Raw genomic sequence first — 5,110 nt, 5'->3', positions numbered from 1 at the left:
CCCCAGGACGTGCCCGGCGCGCCGCAGGAGCCGGCCTCGGCCCCTCCGGGTTCGGCCGATCAGGCCCCCTCCTCCGATCTCGACGACGCCCCGCCGGCGTCCGCCCCCGCTCAAGCTCCGGCCAAGAAATGACCAAGACTCCCAAGCCCGCGCCGACGAAAGCCAAGGCCGCTGAGAAGGTCGCTCCAAAGGCGGCTTCCGCCACGACCTCCCCGACCCCGGCCGAGATCGTCGGCCAAGGCGTCGCCAGCGTCGGCCACACCCTGGAGCGGGCCCTGGTCGATCCGCTGAACGCCGCCCTCAAGCGCGCCGGCCTGCGCCGCGGCCAGAAGGACGGCGGCCAGGACTCTCCAGAAGCCGTCCAGGCCGCCAAGCCGGCCGCCGCGCCCGCCGCCGCCAAGAGCGCGCCGGGCAAGCCGGGCCTGGCCGTCTCCCCCCTAGCCGTGCCGTTCCCGACCATCCCGCCGATCGCCGGGGTCGAGATCGCCACCGGCCGCGCCGGCTTCTACAAGCACGCCCGCGAGGACATGCTGCTGATGCGCTTCGCCGAGGGCACCAGCTGCGCCGGCGTGTTCACCCGCCACGGCGTCGGCTCGGCCCCGGTCGACTGGTGCAAGCGCCAGCTGGCCGCCAGCAAGGGCGAGGACGTCCGCGCCCTGGTGGTCAACGCCGGCTGCGCCAACAGCTTCACCGGCAAGCCGGGCGCCGACGCGGTGCGCCGGGTGGCCACGGCCGTGGGCAAGCGCTTCGACTGCCGCCAGCGCGACGTGATGATGGCCTCGACCGGCGTGATCGGCGTGATCCTGGACGACAGCAAGATCATCTCGAACCTGCGCGAGGTGGAGACCCGTTTCACCGAGGACGCCTGGGCCGGCGCCGCCTCGGCGATCATGACCACCGACACCTTCCCGAAGGGGGCCTACGCCACGGCCCTGATCGACGGACACGAGGTGCGGATCGCCGGCATCACCAAGGGCTCGGGCATGATCGCGCCCGACATGGCCACCATGCTGGCCTTCGTGGCCACCGACGCGGCCATCGCCCCGGCCGCCCTCCAGACCCTGGTCAGCCTCTACACCCGCACCACCTTCAACTGCGTGACGGTGGACGGCGACCGCTCGACCAACGACACCCTGCTGCTGTTCGCCACCGGCAAGTCGAGCGCGCCCAAGATCCACCGCGCCGGCGACCGCCGCCTGGCCGACTTCCGCGAGAAGCTGGAGGCCGTGCTGCTGGACCTGGCCCTGCAACTGGTCCGCGACGGCGAGGGCGCCAGCAAGTTCGTCAAGATCACCGTCAACGGCGCCGAAAGCCCGCTGTCGGCCCGCAAGATCGCCCGCACCATCGCCGAGAGCCCGCTGGTCAAGACCGCCTTCGCCGGCGAGGACGCCAACTGGGGCCGCATCGTCATGGCCGTGGGCCGCGCCGACGAGCCGGTCAATCGCGAGAAGATGAGCGTCAAGTTCGGCGACCTCTACGCCGCCCGCGACGGTCTGGTCTCGCCCGAATACGACGAGGCGGCGATGAGCAAGTACGTCAAGAAGCAAGAGTTCGAGGTCAGCGTCGATGTCGGCGTCGGCAAGGGCTCGGCCACGGTTTGGACCTGCGACCTGACCAAGCGAGCTCTGAGCCCTTCCAATCAGCCACACCGTTATGGGATCTGGGTCCCGGCATTCGCCGGGATGAGCGGACAGAGAAAGAAGGGCAAAGCCCATGGCCGACGACACTCCCATCGCCCTCTCCGACATCGCCGAGGCCTGCCGCGAGGCCGGCTACGTCGTCGCCGAGATCGACCGCGGCCTGGAGGTCTCCGGATCCGACGACGGCGGCGCCTTCTACCTGTTCCCCGAGGGCGACTGGCTGCAGGTGCGCTGCCAGGTGTTCGACCAGGCCGACCTGGACCAGGCCCGCAGCCTGGACGCCCTGTTCGAGACGATCGCCCGCGCCCAGTTCCGCCTGATCGGCTGCCGGTTCGGCTTCGACGTGCTGACCGGCCTGTGGCTGGTCGCCGACCTCTATCCCGGCTTCGAGCCCGAGCGCCTGCCGGCCGTGCTGGAACAGCTGGCGTTTGTCTGGAGCTCGCTGGGCGAGGTGCTGGACGCGGCGCTCAAGGGCGAGGTGGTGGACGAAGTGACGCTGGACGCGGCGTTCGAGCTGGAGCCGGATCAGCGGCCCAACTGAGGCTCACCTACTTGCCCCCACCTGGCGGCTTCGCCGCCTGTCCGCCCCCATGGGGGGCGGAGGACGCGCGCAACGCACGGCTCCTCTTCCCCCTGTGGGGGAAGACGACCGCGAAGCGGTCCGTAGGGGGCAAGTGTTCGCCGCACGGCTTGAACCCTTTGACCAATCGCGCTCACATGCTCCCGCGCCACCCGAGGAGACGCCGCGTTTGACCGAAGCTCTGATCGTCCGCGGCCTCGACAAGACCTTCACCAAGCCGGCGGTCATGGACCTGGACCTCACCGTCCACGCCGGCGAGCTCTATGCCCTGCTGGGTCCCAACGGGGCGGGCAAGACCACCACCCTGCGGATGGTCGCGGGCCTGACCAAGCCCGACAAGGGCGAGATCAGCATCTTCGGGATCGACGCCCGGGCCGATCCGGCCGCCGCCAAGGCGATCACCGCCTGGGCCCCGGACGAGGCCATGGTCTATGACCGGCTGACGCCGCTGGAATATCTGGAGTTCGTGGCCGGTCTCTGGAACATCGAGCCCAAGGCCGCCAAGGCCCGGGCCGAGGAGCTGCTCTCCAAGCTGGGCCTGGCGACCGAGGCCCGCACCCGCTGCGAGGGCTTCTCGCGCGGCATGAAGCAGAAGGTCGCCCTGGCCGGGGCCCTGATCCACGATCCCCGCCTGCTGATCCTGGACGAGCCCCTGACCGGCCTGGACGCCGCCGCCGCCCGCCTGGTCAAGGACATGCTGCAGGAACGGGTCGACGCCGGCGGCACGGTGATCCTGACCACCCACATTCTGGAAGTCGCCGAGCGGATGGCCGACCGCATCGGCATCATCGCCGGCGGCCGCCTGCTGGCCGAGGGCTCGCTGGACGCCCTGCGCACCCAGGCGGGTGAGGGCAAGGGGGGCTCAAGCCTCGAAGACGTCTTCCTGCAACTGACCGCCACCGACGCCCATGGAGCCGTCGCGTGACGCTGACCGCCCCGGGCTCGATCCTCTGGCTGCTGGCCCACGAGATGCGGCTGTACTGGCGCAACTTCCGCGCCGGGCGGGCCGGCAAGGGCGCGCGGGGCCTGATCAGCCTGGCCGTCGTCGCGGCGATGCTGCTGGGCGGCGGCGTGCTGGCGGCCCTGGGGCTGCACGACGTCGAGGCGCCGATCAACCCGATCTCGATCAGCATCGCGGCCCTGGCCACCGCTGTGGTCTTCACCCTGATGCTGTCCCAGACCCTGAGCGCCTCGAGCGAAGCCCTGTACGACCGGGGCGACCTGGACCTGCTGTTCTCCTCGCCGATCGGGCCGGCCAAGGTGCTGTTCGTGCGCTCGCTGGGCGTGGCCGGCGGGGTCATCACCATCTTCGCGCTGATCATCACGCCGCTGCTGGGGCCGTCGGTGATCTATGGCCACCCGGGGTGGATCGGGGTGTTCGGGGTGCTGGGCGCCCTGGCCCTGGCCTCGACCGCCGTCGGCCTGCTGCTGGCCATGGCCCTGTTCGCCCTGATCGGTCCGCGCCGCACCCGCACCGTGGCCCAGGTGCTGGCGGCCCTGGTCGGCGCGGCCTTCTTCCTGGTCAGCCAGACCCGCACCATCCTGGGCGTCCAGAAGAGCAACAGCCTGTTCGCCGAGATCACGCGCCAGGCCCAGGAGGGACGGCTGCATCCGGCGCCGATCGTCGGCCTGCCGCTGCGGGCCATGCTGGGCGAGCCCCTGCCGCTTCTGGCCCTGCTGGCCGGGTCGGCGGCGCTGTTCGCCGTGGCCGCCCTGACCCTGGGCCGACGGTTCTCCGACGCGGCCGCCGCCACCCAGGGCAAGACCGGGGCGCGGCCGGCCAAGGCCAGCCGCGGCGACGCCCGCCGCGCCTTCGCCGCCGGCCCGTTCCTGGCCACCCTGCGCAAGGAGCTGCTGCTGATCGGCCGCGACGCCGCCCTGCTGTCGCAGGTGCTGCTGCGGGTGCTGTACCTGATCCCCACCGCCCTGTTGCTCAGCCGCAACGCCGCCCACGGGACCGGCGCCGCTCTGGCCGGCGGGGCCGGGGTGGTGGCGTTCCTGGCCGGGCAGGTGGCGGGAAGCCTGGCCTGGATCACCCTGTCGGCCGAGGAGGCGCCCGACCTGCTGGCCGTGTCGCCGGCCAGGATCCGCACCCTGCGCCGCGCCAAGATCGCCGCCGCCCTGATCCCGGTGGCGCTGTTCCTGGCCGTGCCGATCGGCGTCCTGACCTGGTTCCTGCCGGCCGCCGGGGCCTGGACGGCGCTGGGCGCGGCCCTGTCGGCCTGGAGCAGCGGCCTGATCAACATCTGGCATCAGCGACCGGGCAAGCGTTCGGACTTCAAGCGGCGCGGCGGGTCGTCGTGGATGGCCACGATCGCCGAGATGCTGGTCTCGGCCCTGCTGGCCGGGGCGACGGGGATCGCCGTGGCCGGTTTCTGGCCCTGGGCCCTTATCCCGCTGGGCCTGGCGGGCGCGGCCCTGCTGAGCCTGCGGCGCAGCGACGCCCAGATCGCCCGCAACCTTCGAACACGGTAAAGCTCCGATTAGGGTTTTACCCGATTGCGCGACATTCCGACGCAGCTACGTTTCCTACGGGTCGGGGACGTAGAGTTGAGTTGGAGTAACCATGCCCGCCGTGCACGCCACGTTCCGCTCGCAAAACCACCGCGGACACCGCAAGGAGTCCAAGGCCTTGGTCGTGGCGGTCAGCGTGCTGCAACTGGCCATGATCGTCCTGGTCTGGCTGTTGGCGCTGGTTCCGATGGCCCTGATCGCCCTGGGCGCGACGGTGGTCCAGGCGCTCAAGCCGGCCGCCGTGAAGACGCCCACCCCGGTCGATTCCTGAGACGCCCCCGCAGGATCTAAAATTCAGGCGAGCGCCCTAAATTGAACCCTCATTCCCGCCCTTGTGGCGGGAACCCCTCTGTCCGCCGCAAGAGCAGTTGTGTGG

The 5,110-nt window shown here is 71.2% G+C and carries 3 protein-coding genes and 1 pseudogene; all 4 read left to right on the top strand.

All coding sequences use genetic code 11. From position 1 onward, the window contains the following. Positions 1-128: 128 nt before the first annotated feature. Positions 129-1,622, top strand: a pseudogene (argJ, locus tag AC1DZ6_RS21675) (bifunctional glutamate N-acetyltransferase/amino-acid acetyltransferase ArgJ); the annotation flags it as partial. Between the two features lie 824 nt (positions 1,623-2,446). Continuing rightward, positions 2,447-3,145, top strand: coding sequence for an ABC transporter ATP-binding protein (locus AC1DZ6_RS21670; RefSeq protein ID WP_477099199.1), 699 nt, complete (start codon positions 2,447-2,449; stop codon positions 3,143-3,145). Next, the gene (locus AC1DZ6_RS21665) at positions 3,142-4,695 is read left to right on the top strand and encodes a hypothetical protein (protein ID WP_477099198.1); all 1,554 of its coding nucleotides are present in this window, start codon (positions 3,142-3,144) and stop codon (positions 4,693-4,695) included. The genes AC1DZ6_RS21670 and AC1DZ6_RS21665 overlap by 4 nt, the downstream gene beginning before the upstream one ends. A 91-nt stretch (positions 4,696-4,786) precedes the next feature. Then, a complete protein-coding gene (locus tag AC1DZ6_RS21660) occupies positions 4,787-5,005 on the top strand; it encodes a hypothetical protein (RefSeq protein WP_477099197.1) in 219 nt (72 codons plus the stop codon). Positions 5,006-5,110: the final 105 nt, after the last annotated feature.

Source organism: Caulobacter sp. P1_B12_2 (assembly GCF_056406675.1).
This window is presented reverse-complemented; position numbering and strand designations above follow the sequence as displayed.